16 protein-coding genes are annotated in these 16589 nt (G+C 39.4%); 7 read left to right on the top strand and 9 right to left on the bottom strand.

Annotated features, from left to right (window positions below):
* Positions 1 to 5: 5 nt before the first annotated feature.
* From ACXAG7_RS18080 to ACXAG7_RS18060, 5 genes are read left to right on the top strand one after another with little or no spacing between them, the layout of a single operon-like run.
* Complete coding sequence (locus ACXAG7_RS18080; RefSeq protein ID WP_476667703.1) at positions 6 to 980, top strand: FAD:protein FMN transferase; 975 nt, start codon at positions 6 to 8, stop codon at positions 978 to 980.
* An 8-nt stretch (positions 981 to 988) separates the two neighbouring features.
* Positions 989 to 1198, top strand: coding sequence for a DUF4266 domain-containing protein (locus ACXAG7_RS18075; RefSeq protein ID WP_408042600.1), 210 nt, complete (start codon positions 989 to 991; stop codon positions 1196 to 1198).
* Positions 1189 to 2607: a DUF3570 domain-containing protein gene (locus ACXAG7_RS18070; protein WP_476667702.1), complete on the top strand. Its 1419-nt coding sequence runs from the start codon at positions 1189 to 1191 to the stop codon at positions 2605 to 2607. Before ACXAG7_RS18075 ends, ACXAG7_RS18070 begins: the two co-directional genes overlap by 10 nt.
* 12 nt (positions 2608 to 2619) lie before the next feature.
* A complete protein-coding gene (locus ACXAG7_RS18065) occupies positions 2620 to 3087 on the top strand; it encodes a hypothetical protein (protein WP_476667701.1) in 468 nt (155 codons plus the stop codon).
* 1 nt (position 3088) lies between these two features.
* A complete protein-coding gene (locus ACXAG7_RS18060; protein ID WP_476667700.1) occupies positions 3089 to 3790 on the top strand; it encodes a hypothetical protein in 702 nt (233 codons plus the stop codon).
* Positions 3791 to 3839: 49 nt separating this feature from the next.
* Here the strand turns inward: ACXAG7_RS18060 and ACXAG7_RS18055 are convergent, their stop codons facing one another.
* The 4 genes from ACXAG7_RS18055 to ACXAG7_RS18040 form a co-directional block, all read right to left on the bottom strand.
* Positions 3840 to 5087, bottom strand: a complete 1248-nt coding sequence (locus ACXAG7_RS18055; protein WP_476667699.1) for an NAD(P)/FAD-dependent oxidoreductase — start codon at positions 5085 to 5087, stop codon at positions 3840 to 3842.
* A 3-nt stretch (positions 5088 to 5090) separates the two neighbouring features.
* Entirely contained in the window at positions 5091 to 6098 is a 1008-nt protein-coding gene (locus ACXAG7_RS18050) for a 4-hydroxyproline epimerase (RefSeq protein ID WP_476667698.1), read from the bottom strand.
* An 87-nt stretch (positions 6099 to 6185) separates the two neighbouring features.
* Positions 6186 to 7787 carry an aldehyde dehydrogenase (NADP(+)) gene (locus ACXAG7_RS18045; protein ID WP_476667697.1) on the bottom strand — a complete coding sequence of 534 codons (1602 nt, stop codon included), beginning with the start codon at positions 7785 to 7787 and terminating at the stop codon, positions 6186 to 6188.
* A 21-nt stretch (positions 7788 to 7808) separates the two neighbouring features.
* Positions 7809 to 8738 (bottom strand): dihydrodipicolinate synthase family protein, encoded by a 930-nt coding sequence (locus ACXAG7_RS18040; protein ID WP_408042607.1) that lies wholly within the window; start codon positions 8736 to 8738, stop codon positions 7809 to 7811.
* Positions 8739 to 8882: 144 nt separating this feature from the next.
* Between ACXAG7_RS18040 and ACXAG7_RS18035 the strand changes: the two genes are divergently transcribed.
* Both ACXAG7_RS18035 and ACXAG7_RS18030 read left to right on the top strand, forming a co-directional pair.
* Positions 8883 to 9722, top strand: a complete 840-nt coding sequence (locus ACXAG7_RS18035) for an AraC family transcriptional regulator (protein WP_408042608.1) — start codon at positions 8883 to 8885, stop codon at positions 9720 to 9722.
* Positions 9723 to 9808: 86 nt separating this feature from the next.
* Positions 9809 to 10783 (top strand): PorP/SprF family type IX secretion system membrane protein, encoded by a 975-nt coding sequence (locus ACXAG7_RS18030; RefSeq protein ID WP_408042609.1) that lies wholly within the window; start codon positions 9809 to 9811, stop codon positions 10781 to 10783.
* Positions 10784 to 10979: 196 nt separating this feature from the next.
* On the opposite strand, the gene murI is transcribed toward ACXAG7_RS18030, so the two are convergent.
* From murI to ACXAG7_RS18005, 5 genes are all read right to left on the bottom strand, one after another.
* Complete coding sequence (gene murI / locus ACXAG7_RS18025; protein ID WP_476667696.1) at positions 10980 to 11774, bottom strand: glutamate racemase; 795 nt, start codon at positions 11772 to 11774, stop codon at positions 10980 to 10982.
* Between the two features lie 70 nt (positions 11775 to 11844).
* Positions 11845 to 12354: an OmpH/Skp family outer membrane protein gene (locus ACXAG7_RS18020; RefSeq protein WP_476667695.1), complete on the bottom strand. Its 510-nt coding sequence runs from the start codon at positions 12352 to 12354 to the stop codon at positions 11845 to 11847.
* A 39-nt stretch (positions 12355 to 12393) separates the two neighbouring features.
* Positions 12394 to 13206 carry an OmpH/Skp family outer membrane protein gene (locus tag ACXAG7_RS18015; RefSeq protein ID WP_408042612.1) on the bottom strand — a complete coding sequence of 271 codons (813 nt, stop codon included), beginning with the start codon at positions 13204 to 13206 and terminating at the stop codon, positions 12394 to 12396.
* A 64-nt stretch (positions 13207 to 13270) separates the two neighbouring features.
* Entirely contained in the window at positions 13271 to 15841 is a 2571-nt protein-coding gene (bamA, locus tag ACXAG7_RS18010) for an outer membrane protein assembly factor BamA (protein WP_408042613.1), read from the bottom strand.
* Positions 15834 to 16589, bottom strand: a complete 756-nt coding sequence (locus ACXAG7_RS18005; protein WP_476667694.1) for an isoprenyl transferase — start codon at positions 16587 to 16589, stop codon at positions 15834 to 15836. Before ACXAG7_RS18005 ends, bamA begins: the two co-directional genes overlap by 8 nt.

The raw sequence follows: 16589 nt of genomic DNA, 5'->3' as shown, positions 1-16589 counted from the left end.
CAACAGTGAATTGTAAGTATTTGGTAGTACTCATGGTAACTACCTACACGACGTTTGCCCAGCAGGTATTCAAAAAGAAAGCCTTGTTGATGGGCGTAGATTTCGAATTTTCTGTAGTAGCAAATAGTGAAAAGAAAGCCGAGCAGCTGTTTAAGATTGCACTTTCCGAAACAACGAGAGTAGAGAACTTAATTTCTTCTTGGAAATCGAACTCTCAAACTTCTGAAGTCAATAGGATGGCAGGGATTCGACCGGTAAAGGTCGATGCCGAATTACTCGATTTGATCGTGCGCAGCAAGCGCATTAGCCAGTTGACAGCAGGTTACTTTGATATCAGTTTCGCCTCCTTAGATAAACTTTGGTATTTCAATGAACCGATGAAAGTATTGCCCGATAGTTTGGCAGTAGTAAAATCAGTAGCTAAGATTAATTACCGAGATATTTTGATCGATAAGAAAAAATCAACCGTGTTCTTAAAGAAAAAAGGCATGCGAATTGGTTTTGGCTCTATCGGCAAAGGCTATGTCGCGGAAAAAGTAAAACAAGTGTTAATCAAAGCAAAGGTTTCTGCCGGATTGGTCAATGCAGGGGGGGATTTAACCACCTGGGGAGCACATCCTTTTACCCAAAAATGGTTAATCCAACTTGCTGACCCAAATAAAGTACTTAAAAATGCTGCCACTTTTAAGTTAGTAAATAGCGCGGTGGTAACTTCTGGTAACTACGCGAAATACATCGAATTTAATGGGAAACGCTATTCCCATATCATTAACCCCAAAACAGGATGGCCGGTAACTGGTTTAAAGAGCGTTTCTATTTTTTGTACCAATACCGAATTGGCCGATGCCTTGGCAACGGCTGTATTTGTCATGGGAAAAGAACGAGGATTGGCACTAATAAATCAATTGAACGGCATTGAGTGTTTATTAATTGACGATAAAAACGAACTACACACTTCTGAAAACCTAAAAATAAACTAAATAAAATCATGAAAAAACTATGGATCATAGGAGCTGTAGCCTTGCTAATGGCGCAGTGTTCTAGTGTAAAACCCTACCAAAAAATGTACCTTAATGATGAGGATATGGCTTTGTCATCAAGGAAAATAGAACAGTATGAAATCAATTCTCAAAATTATAGAGAAGGTGCTTCAGGAGCCAATGGAAGCAAAGCGGGAGGAGGTTGTGGATGCAATTAAAAAGGACAATTGCCCTGCTTTTATTTTTGAATGTCTCCTCGCTGTTTAGTCAAACTAAAATAAAACAACTCGACAAGGTACAGGTTGATATCTTGTATAATTACTATGAACAAGATGGAAACAACGGTGCCGTTACGGGAGGTTTAGGAACGGAGAAATTGGATAATAATGCACCGCAAATTTCCGTATCTATCCCGGTGAATAAAGTGTCGACCTTCGGAATTACTTTAGGTCTTGATCACTATACCTCGGCCAGTACGGCAAACATCGATAAATACGGAGCTGTCACTTCGGCGAGTACCGCTACAACAACTACTGCAAATACGAGTAGTTTAGCAGCTGCTGATACTCGGAAATACGCCTCGCTAAATTTTAGTCGACTCATTCCTGAAAAGAATACAGCCGTTTCGGTAATGTACGGATTTTCAAAGGAGTTTGATGTGACATCAAATTACGGTAAAATTACCTGGCAGAAAGATGCTGAAGACGGGAATAAGTTTTTGAGTATCAGCGCGGGTATTTTTATCGATAAATGGCTGTTGATCTACCCTGGTGAAATTAGAGACGGAAGAAATACCGGTGCTGGAGGTGGTGGCGGATATGACGATGACGACGATGACGACGACGATGATGATGATGATGACGACGATGATGACGACGACGATGATGATGACAGGCCTGGGATGGGAATGTACGCTAAGGTAAAAGATGACGATGACGATTATCACACTCCGAAGCAAAACAATGGGAACAATCAGGGCTATGAAACCGATACTCGATTTACCTATAATATTGGGGTGACCTATGGAGGGAATATCAATCAAAGGTTAAATGCTTCCATTACGGGGGAAATGATATTTCAAAAAGGAATCTTAAATACACCCTTTCACCGTGTGTATTTTAGAGATGGTATTGTTCAAGAGCAGTATAAACTAGTAAAATCGGAGCGATTGCCGCGATCAAGAGTGAAACGTGCCCTAGGATTACGCGCAAATTACTTTGTGAATAATTTTGCGATTCTACGTTTGTATTACCGCTTGTACAATGACGATTTCGATATTACGGCACACACTTTTGAGATAGAAGCACCGCTCAAAGTAGGTAGCGGATTTACGCTGTATCCTTTTTACAGGTATCATGCGCAAACAAAAGCCAAGTATTTTCAGCCTTACGGGCAGCATGAGCTAGGAGCGGAGTACTATACCTCCGATTTTGATTTATCAGCCTTTAATGCCAATAAATACGGAGTGGGATTAAAATTTTCCCCAGGTAATGGAGTGCTTAGTTTTAAACTGAACAAACGAAGAGAATTTCAGTTTAAATCCCTAGAATTTAGAATCGCTAATTACGAACGCAGTACAGGTTTGACGGCAACGTCATTTACCTTACAGAATGTGTTTACGTTTTAAAAGTAACCTCTTATGAAAAGATTTTTATACTTAATACTGCTAATTACCCTGTCTTGTTCGAAGTCTGTAGACATTAGTTACGGAGATGAGGAGAACACGAGTAGTTTTTTAGTGGGGGTTTGGGATGGTCCCATGACCTGTTCTGTTTGTTGCTCGGACGACTATCGTTACACCCTAACAATTAGCAAGCACCGCGGAAACACCATTGAAGGAGAGCTTCGATTAGCGAATATTCCAGATCAACAGTACTATGCAAAGTTTAAGCTGTTGTTCAATTTAGACGGTTCAACATTAACGGTTAAGACCAACGGAAAATACGAAGAAAACGGACCCAAGCCTGGTTGTGGAAACTACTGTACGAAAAATACTTATGTCTTGAATATCAACGATGCTAAAAACGCCATGAAAGGTGCCTGGGTGAGTTCTGATTTTTGTTCCACAGGTTCCGATATAACTTCTATTAATCTAAAAAAACAATAATATGAATGCATTGAAGTATTTGATGTTGCTAGGGTGTTTTTTTAGCACTGTAGTTTACGGACAGGAAAACAAAGAAAACAATCAATTCCAATTGCGAATGGGGTATGAGTTTGGACTGTTAGAGGCCGATTTGTTAGAGCGAAGTTCGGTATTTACCAATGCTAGTATGCAAACGAGTTTCGGCCATGGTTTGGTTGCTTCTCTTAATTTTAAACCAGTAGCGTACATCGATGTTCGTTTAGGGTATAAAATAGGCTATAACCAAACGGATTTTTCGGCGAGTATTTCGAGAAAGGAATTAACGGTGTCGAATACATTTTTAACCCATACGGCCTTACTAGGAGCGGCTTATGTGTTGCGCCTACCAAAGCAATTTGAGTTGAATTTAGGACTGGGGGCTGCATTGAGTTTTGTACACAAAGATGCTGCAACCGCTGAGGCCGGTAACGCTGACGATCAGGTAACCAGTCGCTTTATAACTAAGAATGCTGGGAATGTGTACATCGTACCAGAAGTAAACCTAGTCAAACATTTACAAAGTGGAAATGTGCTCGTTTTCGGATTAAAGTACTATTATTCCGCAAATGATGCACAGCTTGAAGGAGAAGTGCTACACCGCACCGCTGCTGCTGATACTAGGGCAAAATTTAGTACAACTAGCAATCAATTTGCATTGAGCATCAGTTACGGATTTACCTGGTAGTCCCGTTTTAAGATCAAAAAAAACCACTGAAATATTCAGTGGTTTTTTTTTAGTTGTAACGATCAGGTGAAAATGGTTTGAGATCCAAGCTACTACTTTTTTCAGAGATGATTTCTGAAAGGAGTTTCCCGGTAGCGGGGCCTAGGCTCCAGCCCATCATGGCATGACCAGTACCGACATGTAGGTTGTCAAAGTCTTTAGTTGTTCCTATATACGGAAGACCATCTGGTGAACACGAGCGTAGGCCACAGGCAGCACTGTCAACTGCTGATTGTTCTAGTTGTAGTCCGTTGTAATACTTCGAAGCTGCGCTGGCTATGGTTTGCACGCGCTTTGTTGAAATGGTATCGTTAATTCCTCCAATTTCCATGGTACCGGCAAATCGGGTGAATCCATGCATAGGAGTCACAGCGACTTTGGCTTCCATTAAAATAGCTGGGATTTGTATGCCCGTTTTCTGAGTGGCATTTATTCGATATCCTTTACCCGCTTGAACAGGAAGGTTAATACCGAGTTTTTTGGCTAATAAAGGTGTCCATGAGCCGGCAGCCAAAACAAATTCATCGGCGTGTAATTCTTGGGTGTCCGTTGAGATTCCAGTGATTTTTTTACCCGTATACTTGAAGTCATTAACGGCTTCTTGGGTAAATATTTTAACACCCTGTGCACTCAAATAGGTTTTCAGTTGTTTCATGTATTCACAAGGAGTCATATGAGCATCGGAATGGTAGTATACCGCTCCTTTAGCATTCACATCAACCTCAGGTTCGTACTGTTGAATTCCTTTGCTATCTAACAACTCCACGCGCAAACCTTCTTGGATGGCGCGTTGTCCAACACTCCATTCCTCTTCACCTGCTTTGTCTGTTTGATAATACATCATGAGCCCTTTGGGCTGAAAGTGAAAATCAAAATCAGCGGTAGTTTTGAGTTCTTGATACAATTCTTTACTAAAAACATTGATGTCTTTAATAATCGGAATCGACTGTGTAACCTTTTGATGGGTGGCAGCTTTTTTAAACAGCCAGGTCCATTTGAAAAAATCGATGTCAAATCGAGGCTTTATAGCAAAAGGGCTCGTACTACTGAGCATCCATTTTATTCCTTTGTTAATCATACCTGGGGCAGCCAACGAAATAATATGGCTCGGGGTGATGATCCCTGCATTGACATACGAGGCTCCGCTGTTACCATTCGATTGATCAACGATACTCACTTCGTGACCTTCTTTATGTAGGTAATAGGCGGTACTCAACCCAATGATACCTCCTCCAATAATGATAATTTTTTTACTCATAGGTTAAATCACTTGAAATCCTAGTGCATACGGATCGTCTTCGTCATCAATGACGATATTATTGTAACCGTATACTTTTGCCCAGCCTTGAATACTGGGGATAATGGCTTTTTTACCCGCAAGGGTTACTTCGTCTTCTATACGTCCAATAAAGGTACTCCCAATAAAACTTTCATGGACAAATTCTTCTCCTTTTTTGAGAGCTCCCTTGGCGTATAATTGAGCCATTCTTGCAGAAGTACCTGTTCCACAGGGACTGCGATCGATGGCCTTGTCACCATAGAAAACGGCGTTTCGACCGCTGGATGCAGGGTTAATTGGTGTTCCTGTCCAAAGCATGTGCGACACGTCGCGGATCGTATCGTTTTCCGGATGAATAAACTGATTAGGATACTTCTCATTGATTCGCTTGCGAACTTCTTGAGAATATTGAATTATTTTTGAGGCTGTAAAATCTTGGATGCCGCTAAAGTTTTTTTGCGGATCCACAATAGCGTAGTAGTTTCCACCATACGCTACATCAAATGTTAATTCGCCCAATTCAGGGCAGTCAATACTCAAATTTTCAGCAGCCAAATAACTTTTTACATTGGTGAGGCGAACCCAGTCTACTTTGGTACCGGTTTGTTGGTATTCGATAGCAACCAATCCTGCCGGTGCTTCCATCAGCACTTTACCGGGGGTTTTGGGTTGTATCAACCCTTCTTCAATAGCGATGGTAATAGTTCCGATAGTTCCGTGTCCACACATCGGTAGACAACCGGAAGTTTCAATAAATAATATAGCTACATCGTTATTGGGATTGTGAGGAGGGTATAGGATGGCACCACTCATCATATCGTGACCTCTGGGTTCGAACATTAATCCTTTTCGAATCCAATCGTACTCTTTTAAAAAATGCTGGCGTTTTTCGCTCATTGTCGCCCCTTGTAAGTTAGGGCCTCCACCTGCTACCACTCGAACTGGATTTCCACAGGTATGTGCATCGACACAAAAAAATGTTTTTCTCATGGTATATTTTTTTACTCCAACCTAACCTCCCTTAAGGAAAAACACCCTTCTAAACTTTTCCTTTCAGGAGAGGCATAGGTCAGTAATTTATATATGATCGTTTGTTAATACATTATTAACTAAACGTAATATACCTAATGAATTTTCATTTTTTAATTCAATCGGTAACAACTCATTTGGCCAATTTTGATAGCTAAATGGTCTTACCCATCGTTTTATAGAACTTGTTCCAACAGCTGAAAATCTCGCATCTGTTGAAGAAGGATAGGGACCTCCGTGTACCATAGACGGACACACTTCTACCCCCGTTGGAACGCCGTTAAAAATGATACGTCCCACCTTATTACTTAAGAGCGAAAGTAAATAATTATACTCATTTATTTCTAAATTATTTCCTAAAATTGTTCCTGTGAGTTGACCTTCTAGGTTAGCAACCACACTTTCAAGTTCTTGTTTATCTTTACAAACAACAATTAGAGAACTCGGTCCAAATACCTCGTGATGTAGCGTAGGATTTGCGATGAATTGACTTCCAGTAACTTTTGAAATTACCTGCCCTGCGTAGTTCGTTTGTAAAGATTCAGTGTACTCCGCAATTACCGTAACTTCTGATTGACTTGTGAGTCGTTCTTTGTTGGTATCGTAAGCTTTTTTTATGTTCGGGTGCAGCATGCAACTCGGAGCTATTTCTAAAAGCTCACTAGCCAAGGTATTGATAAAGGCATCTAAACTCGGATCCTCTATTGCCAATAAAAGTCCTGGATTTGTACAAAATTGTCCCGTTCCGAGCGTAATAGAATTAGCATAGGTTTTTGCGAGTTCAATACCTCTTGTTTTCAGGGCATCAGGGAGTAAAATTACCGGGTTAATACTTCCCATTTCCGCGAAAACTGGAATAGGTTCTGGTCGTTTGGCTGCTAAATCAAGCAGTGCTCTACCACCTTTGATACTTCCGGTAAATCCAACGGCCTTTACCTGTGCATGTTGTACCAATTGCTGTCCAACTTCAATACCGCTGGAATTGAGATTCGAAAACACTCCCTCAGGCATTTCCGTACGTTGTGCAGCTTTGCTAATTGCTGAGGCTACCAACTCACCAGTTCCGGCGTGCATCGGATGCGATTTTACGATCACAGGACAACCTGCAGCTAATGCAGCGGCAGTATCTCCACCAGCTGTAGAATAGGCGAGTGGGAAATTACTGGCTCCAAAGACCACAACCGGACCAATAGGGACATTCATTCTTCTCAAATCGGGTTTAGGTGCTGGAGTCCTATCCGGAATAGCCGTATCGATCGTAGCTTCTACCCAAGCTCCTTCCGCAACCAAATCAGCAAAAGACTGTAATTGAAAAACTGTGCGTCCTCGTTCGCCTTTGGCTCGACCTTCAGGCAAGCCTGTTTCCGAACAATAGGTATCAATTAAATCATCTCCTAGATTCATAATTTCCTCAGCGATAGCTCTTAAAAAAGCCGCTTTTCGAGCTCCGTCAATGGTTTTGAATTGTTCAAAAGCGCTGCTTGCCAAAGCTACGGCGCGGTTGATTTCTTCTGAAGAAGCTTCGTGGAAAACAGTAGGATTGTTGCTATTGGTTTGTGGATTAAACGTTTGAAAAGTAGTACTCCCTTCTGCTGAAGGGGTAGTACCGATATAGTTGTGCCCTGTCAAGGTGATGGTCTTTGAAATCATATAATTGGTATAAGCAATGGGTTAAACAGTTACACTTGCATTTTTGTAATCAGGAAGTGTTGGTCGGTTGGCAACTCCTTCGGTAATAATGGCCAAAACTTCTTCGCGTTCTGCACCTATTAATGGTAATCTCGGAGCTCTTACCGTTTCCGTACCTAATCCTGTCGCTACTTCTGCAAGCTTAATATTTTGTACTAATTTAGCATTAATATCTAATTCTAACAACGGTAAAAACCAGCGATAGATAGCCACGGCTTCGTCAATTCTATTGGCTTTTACCAATTCGTAAATGGCTACGGTTTCTGCTGGAAAAGCACAAACAAGTCCTGCTACCCATCCGTCAGCACCAAGTACTAAACTTTCAAGAGCTAGGGTATCTACACCACTTAAAATGGCTAAGCGATCACCAAACCTGTTTTTGATACGTGTAATATTTGAAATATCACGTGTCGATTCTTTTACTGCTTGAATGTTTGGACAGTTGCGAAGCAGTGTTTCAAACATGTCTAAGGTAACTTCAATACCGTAATCTACAGGATTGTTGTACACCATGATAGGTAAATCTGTAGCATTCGCAGTTTGCGTAAAAAATTCGACAGTTTCACGAGCGTCCGCTTTATAACGCATCGGTGGTAACATCATTAACCCAGCAGCGCCGTCTTCTTTTGCTTTTTTAGCAGCGGCAATAGCTCCTTTGGTGGTTTGTTCTGCAATATTGATAATTACGGGCACACGACCGTCAACGATGCGCACGGCTTCTTTGACTAAGGTACTTTTTTCTTCATCGGTTAAAGTAGAAGCTTCTCCCAAGGTTCCACCTAAAATAATTCCATGTACTCCAGCTGCCAACTGTGCTTGGATGTTTACCTCAAACATAGCGAGGTCTAAAGTGTCTTGATCTGTGAACTTGGTAGTCACGGCGGGCATAACCCCTTTCCATTGTATGCTCATTGTGATTGATTTTTTTTACAAAGTTAGAGGCATTTATAGATGTATTTACCAGGCTTTTTATCCATAACTAATACTATATTAGCATCTTTTGTGTTAATTTATGGTTAATAGGTGTATATTTAATAAATTTGAGAAAAACCCATTATGAAAGTATTACCCTTTAAAATTCCGAAATCAAAGAACATAGGTCTCATTTATCAAGAGGATAAAGGTCCTTATTTTTACGACAAGTTACATCAGCACGATGAAATTCAAATTTGTTATGTGGTGCGGGGGGAAGGTGCTATTTTGGTGGGAGATATGGTGAATGAATACCGGGAGCGCGATATTTTAGTTATCGGAGGAAACCAACCACACGTATTTAAGAGTGATGTATCCGTGGTGAAAGAGTCATTTATGATTTCGTTGTTTTTTACAAAGGAGTCTTTTGGTGATCATTTTTTTGAATTGGAAGACGTGAAGGAAATTCGACCGTTTTTTGATGTAGCCAAAACCAGTTTTAAGGTGATTTCTAATAAAGACCTACTCGTTGGTTACTTTGATAGCTTGCGCGATAGTGATGATTTTGAGCGTTTTATTTATTTTATGAAAATAATAAAGGAATTATTACGTTCGGATATTCAGCGCCTCTCTACTTTTCTGTACAATAAGAAGTATACGGATAATGAAGGGAAACGCATGGGGAAGGTAATGGATTATACGTTAAATAACTACGAGCAAAAAATAGACCTCGAGGAGGTGGCAGAAGTTGCTAACATGACTCCCAATGCCTTTTGTCGCTATTTTAAGCAGCGAACGAATAAGACTTATTTTACCTTTTTGAATGAGATTCGCGTGGAACGTGCGTGTAAATTATTACAGAATAAGGAATTTTTAATTACGGAAATATCTGAAAAATCTGGATTTAAAAATATCTCAAATTTTAATAGAAAGTTTAAAGAATTGAAAAATGTAACACCATCAGAATACCGCTCAAACTACTAAAAATAAGGAAAAAAGACGTCCTTTTTACAAAAATTAACATTTATTTAGTTCGGGTTGTTTATATTTGGAGTCCTATTGCATAATTTATGAAACTTAATGTAACACCCTTACTATTACTATTCGTTTTGATGGGCTATACTGCCAAAGCTCAAGAAACGCTACCTATTTATTTCGATTATTTATCGGATAATGTTTTTTTAATCCACCCAGCTGCGGCAGGTATTGGCGAGTGTGGAAAGGTGCGATTAACGGCACGTCAACAGTGGGTAGGAATTCCGAATGCCCCGCAATTACAAACCTTGAGTTTTCACGCAAAAGTAAGTGATTATTCCAAAGCAGGGTATGGATTTGTGTTGTACAATGATAAAAACGGATATCACTCGCAAAAGGCTGTACAAGGTACCTATGCCTATCATTTAGATATGGGGAATGAAAGCTTTTTTAATCAGCTATCTTTCGGATTGTCGATGAGTGTGGTTCAAAATCAGGTAGACCAACGTACCTTTTTTAACGATCCAGCGGTAAGTCAGGTTGTGGAAAGTAGTATGTATTTTAATGCCGATTTTGGAATGGCGTATCACTACCAAGGGTTCTCTTCTTATTTTACGGTTAAAAATTTATTGCTGTCGGCAAAGAACAGCTTAAACGATAATTTTGAGTCTCTTAATTTGCGAAATTATATACTCGGTGCAGGGTACTTTTTTGGAGACGAAGAGCAACTGCAATACGAGCCTTCTTTCATGTTTCAGTTTAAAGAACAAACTGGCGAGAAAATCGCTGATATCAATTTAAAGGTGTACAAAAAATTTCGCAATACCCAGTTATGGGCTGCGCTCTCTTTTAGAAGGAGTTTTGACGGACGAATTTTTGGAGATTCAGAATATATTACACCGATAGTAGGTGTGAATTACAAGCAGTTTATGATTGCGTATACTTATACCAAACAAACTGGAGATCTCACGTTTGCAAACGGAAATTTCCATCAGTTATCGCTCGGAATCGATATCTTGTGTCGAAAGCCTAGAGCTTCTGCATGTCCTAATATTAACGGTAGTTTTTAAGGGAGAACACAAGCGTATTATTGCGTTTGCAAACCCAATGGATACCTACAGAAATAACGACTATAAAGGCACAGGTTGCCAAATAATAAGATACTTAAAGTACTAAATATTCCTTCAGGGAATGTCTGGTACTTTTTTTATGAATACTACAGTATTTAAGCACTTTTACGTCGATCCGTACAGAGGCTAGGGGTGTTTAGAAATCGCGCAGTTCGATGTTTATAGGAACGGTTACATCGTTTAAGATAGTTCGTAATACCTCGAGATTTTTATTGGTATAGAAGTGATGTTGGGCTAAGCCTGAAGCATCGGTTAGTAGTTGGTTAGCTGTGAGCACTTTTTTCGTTTGGAGTGCCACGGCATGTCCTGAATCGATAATTTGTACGTCGGGTCCTGTTATGGCTGCTATTTGAGGGTAGAGGTAGGGATAATGCGTACAGCCTAAAACGATACAATCGGCATTTGCATTGAGCATGGGGCTCAGGTAGCGCTCTAGTAATGCGGTCATTTCGGGGCTCGATATGGCTCCGTTTTCAATGAGGTTTACGAGTCCTTCACCCACCTGTTCCACGATGAGGAGATCTGCATCTAGTTGTGCACTGGTTTTTTCAAAGAGTGTACTGTTGAGTGTTCCCTGAGTGGCCAAAATTCCTACGACCTTCGATTTTGTTGCGATAGAAGCTGGTTTGATGGCGGGTTCTATGCCGATGAAAGGAACGTCGTAATGCGCCCGGAGATAGCCGATAGCATTAGTGGTAGCGGTATTACAAGCAACCACTATCAATTTGCAATTTTGGTCCAGCAAAAATTCAGTGTTTTTGATAGAGAGTGCCAGAATTTCGTCAACAGAACGTTGTCCGTAAGGAGCATTTTTACTGTCTGATAAATACAGTGTGTGCTCGTTAGGTAGTTGTTGTTGAATTTCTCTCCAAATTGAAGTACCTCCAATTCCAGAGTCAAAAATACCGATAGCGTTTTGTCGATGTTCCATAACCTTACAAAAGTAAAAAACCCGCTAAATTAATAGTGGGTTTTTTATAATTTATATCTAGAAACTATTCTTAGAATCCTAATTTAGTTTTTACAGCATTGTAGATATCTTCACCTTTGTCAAATACGATTAATCCTTTTCCAGGAGCCGCATCTAATACGTAGATAATTCCTTTTTCAGAAGCTACAGCTTTGATCGCGTCTTCAGCTTTCTTTAAAATTGGAATTGTCTTCTCTTGGTATTTCTTTTGCATTTCTTTAGCTGCAGTTTGCTCAGCTTGAGAAATTTTTAATCTATCTTGTTGTACTTCGATAGCTCTTTTTTGGTTAACTTCTTGTGTTTGTCCCTTACCTTCAGCTTCGTACTTTTTAATTTTAGCTTCTAACTTCTTGTACATAGCTTCAATATCGTCACGGTAAGTTTTATTCAATTTTTCAAGCTCCGCCTTCATTGCCTTAGTTGCAGGCATCTCTGCTAATAATTTATCAGTGTTAATATGTGCAGTTTTTTGTGCGTTCGCAACACCACCCAATCCAACTGTAAAAATTGCAACTAATAATAACGTCTTTAAATGTTTCATTTCTGTTGTTTTGATTTAATTATTGTCTTTATTCTTGATTTATTTGCTCTTTTCTTCTTCTTCTTTTTGTTGAGCTTCTTGTTTTTTCTTTTCTTCTTGAGCCTTTTTGAGGGCTGCGCGCTTCTCTAATAATAATTTTCTCTTGGCTGCTCGAGCTGCTAAACGGGCTTTGCGCTTTTCTTCAATTTGTTTAGCTTTCTTTTGACGAGCCGTTAGTTTTTCTTGGCGCTTTTCTTCTTTTTTGCGCTCTATTTCCAACTGTTTGTCAGATTTTCCACCGTCTTTTAGCAGCGCTTTTTTCGCTGCAATCTTATCTTTCTTGTCTTGTTGGCGCTGATCAATATTAATCATCTTTACAACAAGGTCGCTAATATCGTGTTTTTTATTAGAATACAGCATAATTAAATCGGAAGATTTATCAAATACGAAATCGTATTTTTTACGCTTAGCTATATTCTGAACCGAATTGTATACCTGGTCTTGAATCGGCTGAATCAACTGTTTTCTCAAGTTGAACAAATCACCTCTCGGACCGAAGTACAACGACTCTAACCTGCGCAAGGCTTCTTGCTTTACTTTGATGTCTTCTTCGCGCTCATCAATTAGATCTTTTGTCAAAATGGCTTTTTCATTGGCCAAATCGGTTTTCATCACTTCTATTGCTCGCGCTTCTTTATCCAATCGAGTTTTCCATTTTTCCACCTTGGCATTGAGTGCATTTTGCGCATCGATATAATCTGGAATGTTTTGGAGTATATACTCCATATCAATGTAAGCAGTACGCTGACTCTTTTGCGCTGAAGCAACAGATACAATAAGTAAAAGAACGACTAATAGAATGTTTTTTTTCATCTTTGTTATAATGTGTTTAGAAAAAACCGTGCCAAAAAACCAGTCACATTACAAATGTAAGGTTTTAGAACTGTCTTCCAATAATAAAATGTGTTTGCCATCCAGATTTCTGAGGATTCACCGCATTTTCAAGACCCGGTAATGGATCAAACCCGTGCGCAAAGTCAATACCTAACAATCCAAAGGCAGGCATGAAGATACGAATTCCTAATCCAGCTGAACGCTTTAATCTAAACGGATTAAAATCGCTAAAATTGTCATAAGAATTACCTGCTTCTAAAAATCCTAAAGTATATATCGATGCTGATGGCTTATCTGTGATTGAATAACGCAATTCTAATTGGAATTTGTTGTAGATAGATCCTCCGTCAATAGATGAAATTCTATTGTTTTCGTATCCTCTTAATCCAATAGTTTCTCTACCGTCTAATTGCCCTTGTGCAATTCCATCTCCTCCTACGAAGTATCTTTCTACTGGAGTCAATCCTAATTCGTTGTTATAGGTTCCTAAATATCCAATTTCGAAGTTAGACATAAGGACTAATTTTTTAGCTAATTCTGTATACCACTTTCCTTTTGCTGAAATTTTATAGTATTCTAACCATTTGTATTTATCGGCAAAATAAGCTTGCTCTTCTGGTGATCCTTGTAATAGATCAGCAGGACGTGTGTAGTCTTTTCCATTCACCAATGAGTATGGGAACGTCGCTTTAGCACGTAGTGTAAATTCCGAACCGTAGGTTGGGAAAATCAAACTTGGACCTGCCGAGTTTCTCGTCAAAGCAACCGAATAGGCGAGGTTGTTTAAGTCTCCTTGGCTTAAAATAGCATTTGATGATCCAACGCGGTACCCGTAATTTTGCAGTTCAATACGTTGGTAACTTATCGATTGTGATAATTGGAAATAATCATCTGGCCAGCTCAAACGCTTTCCGAGTCCTACTTGTGCACCAATGATGCTTAAGCTTTCATTTTTGTTTACGTTATTTGTTCTGAAATCAAAACGGTATTGATTAGAGAAGTACACAGAAAATGATAAAGACTGTGGTGTTTTTCCTCCTAACCAAGGCTCTGTAAATGAAAAGCTGTACGTGTTAAAGGTTCTACTCGCTTGTAAACGCAATGATAAGCTTTGTCCGTCACCCATAGGTAAAGGTTTATAAGCGTCTTTATTGAAGATGTTTCTAAACGAGAAGTTGTTAAATGAAAGTCCGAGAGTTCCGATGAATGATCCTCCACCATATCCTCCTTGGAGTTCGATTTGACTACCTCCTTTTTCTACTACTGAAAATTCGATATCAGCAGTTTTATCTTGATAGTTTGGTTTCACGTCAGGCGTTACATTGGCGTCAAAAAATCCTAACTGTCCAATTTCACGAATCGAACGGATAATATTGGCACGACTAAATAAGTCACCTGGTTTTACGCGTAATTCTCTATAAATAACGTGGTCATTGGTCTTTAAGTTTCCTACGACACTAACCTTTTTGATGGTCGCTTGCTCGTCTTCTCGGATACGAACCTCAACCGTAATCGAATCGTTTTTTACCTTGGTTTCAACGGCATTTACTTGTGAAAATAAATAACCGCTATTGTGGTAAAGCGTTTGAATATCTTGTGAAGAAGGTGTTCCATCACCAGAGATACGCTCCTTTAATACTTTTCCGTTATAAACATCTCCCTTGTCAATTCTCAAAATAGCACGTAATTGCTCGTCGGTATAACTCTTGTTTCCTACAAATAAGATATCGGCAAATCGGTACTGACGTCCTTCTTCTAGTTTGATTTCAAGGTTAATGGTATTGTCGTCATTCCAAGTAACTTTGTCAGAGAGGATACGGGCATCGCGATATCCTTTTTCGCTGTACATTTCGAGTATGCTCTCCAAGTCTTCCTTGTAGTCATCAATAATGTATTTTGAAGATTTCCAGAATCTACCAAAGAACTTACGCTTGGTATTTTTCATGGCTCCTCTGAGCTTCCCATCAGACATGGCTTCGTTACCTTCGAAGTTGATTTGTTTGATTTTGATTCGGTTTCCGCGGTCGATAAAAATACGCATGCTAACGGTATTGATATCCGCGGTATCTTTTTGAGTATCTACAGATACTTTTGTCTTCAAGTATCCCTTGTCCGTAAATTTTTTCTTAATGTAGTTTCGGGTAGTAACGATAAGGTTGTCCGTAACCATCATCCCTTTTTTAAGTTCCGTCTCTTTACGGATGTCTTTACGCTTTGATTTACTTACACCAGTAATTGTAATATCTGACAACTGTGGGAGTTCGGTTACATCAAATTGAAGGTAAACGGTATTACCGTCGCGTTTCGCTAAGTATACATCAACCTCGCTAAATTGTTTACTCTCGTATAACTTTTTGATAGCACTGGTCAATTTATCTCCCGGAAGTTTGATAGGTTGCCCTTTTGCCAATCCGGTGTATACACGCACGGTTTGTTCGCTAAATTTTTGGAGCCCTGTAACGGTGATTCCTCCTAAGGTATATTGCTTCCCTTTTTCATACGAAATTTTGCCACTTGCAGTTTTGGTACTGTCTTGAGCTGTTTCTTGTCCTTGTACTGTTACTGTAAAAAATGCAGTAAGTACTACTGCAATAAAAAATGAATATCTATTCATTGGTCTCTTCAATCTGTTCACTTGTTTTTCCAAATCGTCTTTCCCTGTTTTGATAATCTAAAATAGCATCTAAAAGATCTTCTCTTCTAAAGTCTGGCCATAGCACCTCTGTAAAATAGAGTTCTGCATAAGCCATTTGCCATAATAGAAAATTACTTATTCGTTGTTCCCCACTTGTACGTATCATTAAATCAACGTCAGGCAAATTAAACGTATATAAATGAGTATTTATAATTTTCTCGTTAATTTTTTCGATATCTATTTCATTATTAACAACTTTTTTAGATATGTTTTTAATAGCATTAACAATTTCCTCACGGGCACCGTAACTCAGTGCAAAGGTGAGGGTTATTTTGCTATTATCCTTAGTCTGATCAATGACATGAGCAAGTACTCGTTGCGCGTTAGTAGGTAAACTGTTGAGGTCACCTATGGCATTAACGCGAACGTTTTTTCTCATAAATTCAGGGAGTTCTTTTTTTAGCGTAGAAACGAGCAGACTCATTAAAGCGTCTACTTCTAGTTTCGGACGATTCCAGTTTTCAGTTGAAAAGGCGTAGAGTGTTACGTATTCGATATCTAGCTCTGAGGCAGTATCAGCCGTTTCTCTAATTGCAGTTAAGGCATTTCTATGCCCAAAAACACGTTGCATTCCTTTACCCTTCGCCCAGCGTCCATTCCCGTCCATAATAACTGCGATATGATTCGGTTTCTTGTGTAAATTAATGCGTCGTAGTTTTTCTTCCAT

It is taken from the genome of Tenacibaculum sp. AWR4_210, assembly GCF_056160945.1.
This window is presented reverse-complemented; position numbering and strand designations above follow the sequence as displayed.

What these genes read in the sequence shown, in the direction of transcription:
- ACXAG7_RS18060 (WP_476667700.1), top strand. Translation starts at nt 3,089, where the DNA reads ATGAATGCATTGAAGTATTTGATGTTGCTAGGGTGTTTTTTTAGCACT.
- ACXAG7_RS18035 (WP_408042608.1), top strand. Translation starts at nt 8,883, where the DNA reads ATGAAAGTATTACCCTTTAAAATTCCGAAATCAAAGAACATAGGTCTC.
- bamA (WP_408042613.1), bottom strand. Translation starts at nt 15,841, where the DNA reads ATGAATAGATATTCATTTTTTATTGCAGTAGTACTTACTGCATTTTTT.
- ACXAG7_RS18070 (WP_476667702.1), top strand. Translation starts at nt 1,189, where the DNA reads ATGCAATTAAAAAGGACAATTGCCCTGCTTTTATTTTTGAATGTCTCC.
- ACXAG7_RS18030 (WP_408042609.1), top strand. Translation starts at nt 9,809, where the DNA reads ATGAAACTTAATGTAACACCCTTACTATTACTATTCGTTTTGATGGGC.
- ACXAG7_RS18065 (WP_476667701.1), top strand. Translation starts at nt 2,620, where the DNA reads ATGAAAAGATTTTTATACTTAATACTGCTAATTACCCTGTCTTGTTCG.
- ACXAG7_RS18045 (WP_476667697.1), bottom strand. Translation starts at nt 7,787, where the DNA reads ATGATTTCAAAGACCATCACCTTGACAGGGCACAACTATATCGGTACT.
- ACXAG7_RS18040 (WP_408042607.1), bottom strand. Translation starts at nt 8,738, where the DNA reads ATGAGCATACAATGGAAAGGGGTTATGCCCGCCGTGACTACCAAGTTC.
- murI (WP_476667696.1), bottom strand. Translation starts at nt 11,774, where the DNA reads ATGGAACATCGACAAAACGCTATCGGTATTTTTGACTCTGGAATTGGA.
- ACXAG7_RS18055 (WP_476667699.1), bottom strand. Translation starts at nt 5,087, where the DNA reads ATGAGTAAAAAAATTATCATTATTGGAGGAGGTATCATTGGGTTGAGT.
- ACXAG7_RS18020 (WP_476667695.1), bottom strand. Translation starts at nt 12,354, where the DNA reads ATGAAACATTTAAAGACGTTATTATTAGTTGCAATTTTTACAGTTGGA.
- ACXAG7_RS18075 (WP_408042600.1), top strand. Translation starts at nt 989, where the DNA reads ATGAAAAAACTATGGATCATAGGAGCTGTAGCCTTGCTAATGGCGCAG.
- ACXAG7_RS18050 (WP_476667698.1), bottom strand. Translation starts at nt 6,098, where the DNA reads ATGAGAAAAACATTTTTTTGTGTCGATGCACATACCTGTGGAAATCCA.
- ACXAG7_RS18005 (WP_476667694.1), bottom strand. Translation starts at nt 16,589, where the DNA reads ATGGAAGAAAAACTACGACGCATTAATTTACACAAGAAACCGAATCAT.
- ACXAG7_RS18015 (WP_408042612.1), bottom strand. Translation starts at nt 13,206, where the DNA reads ATGAAAAAAAACATTCTATTAGTCGTTCTTTTACTTATTGTATCTGTT.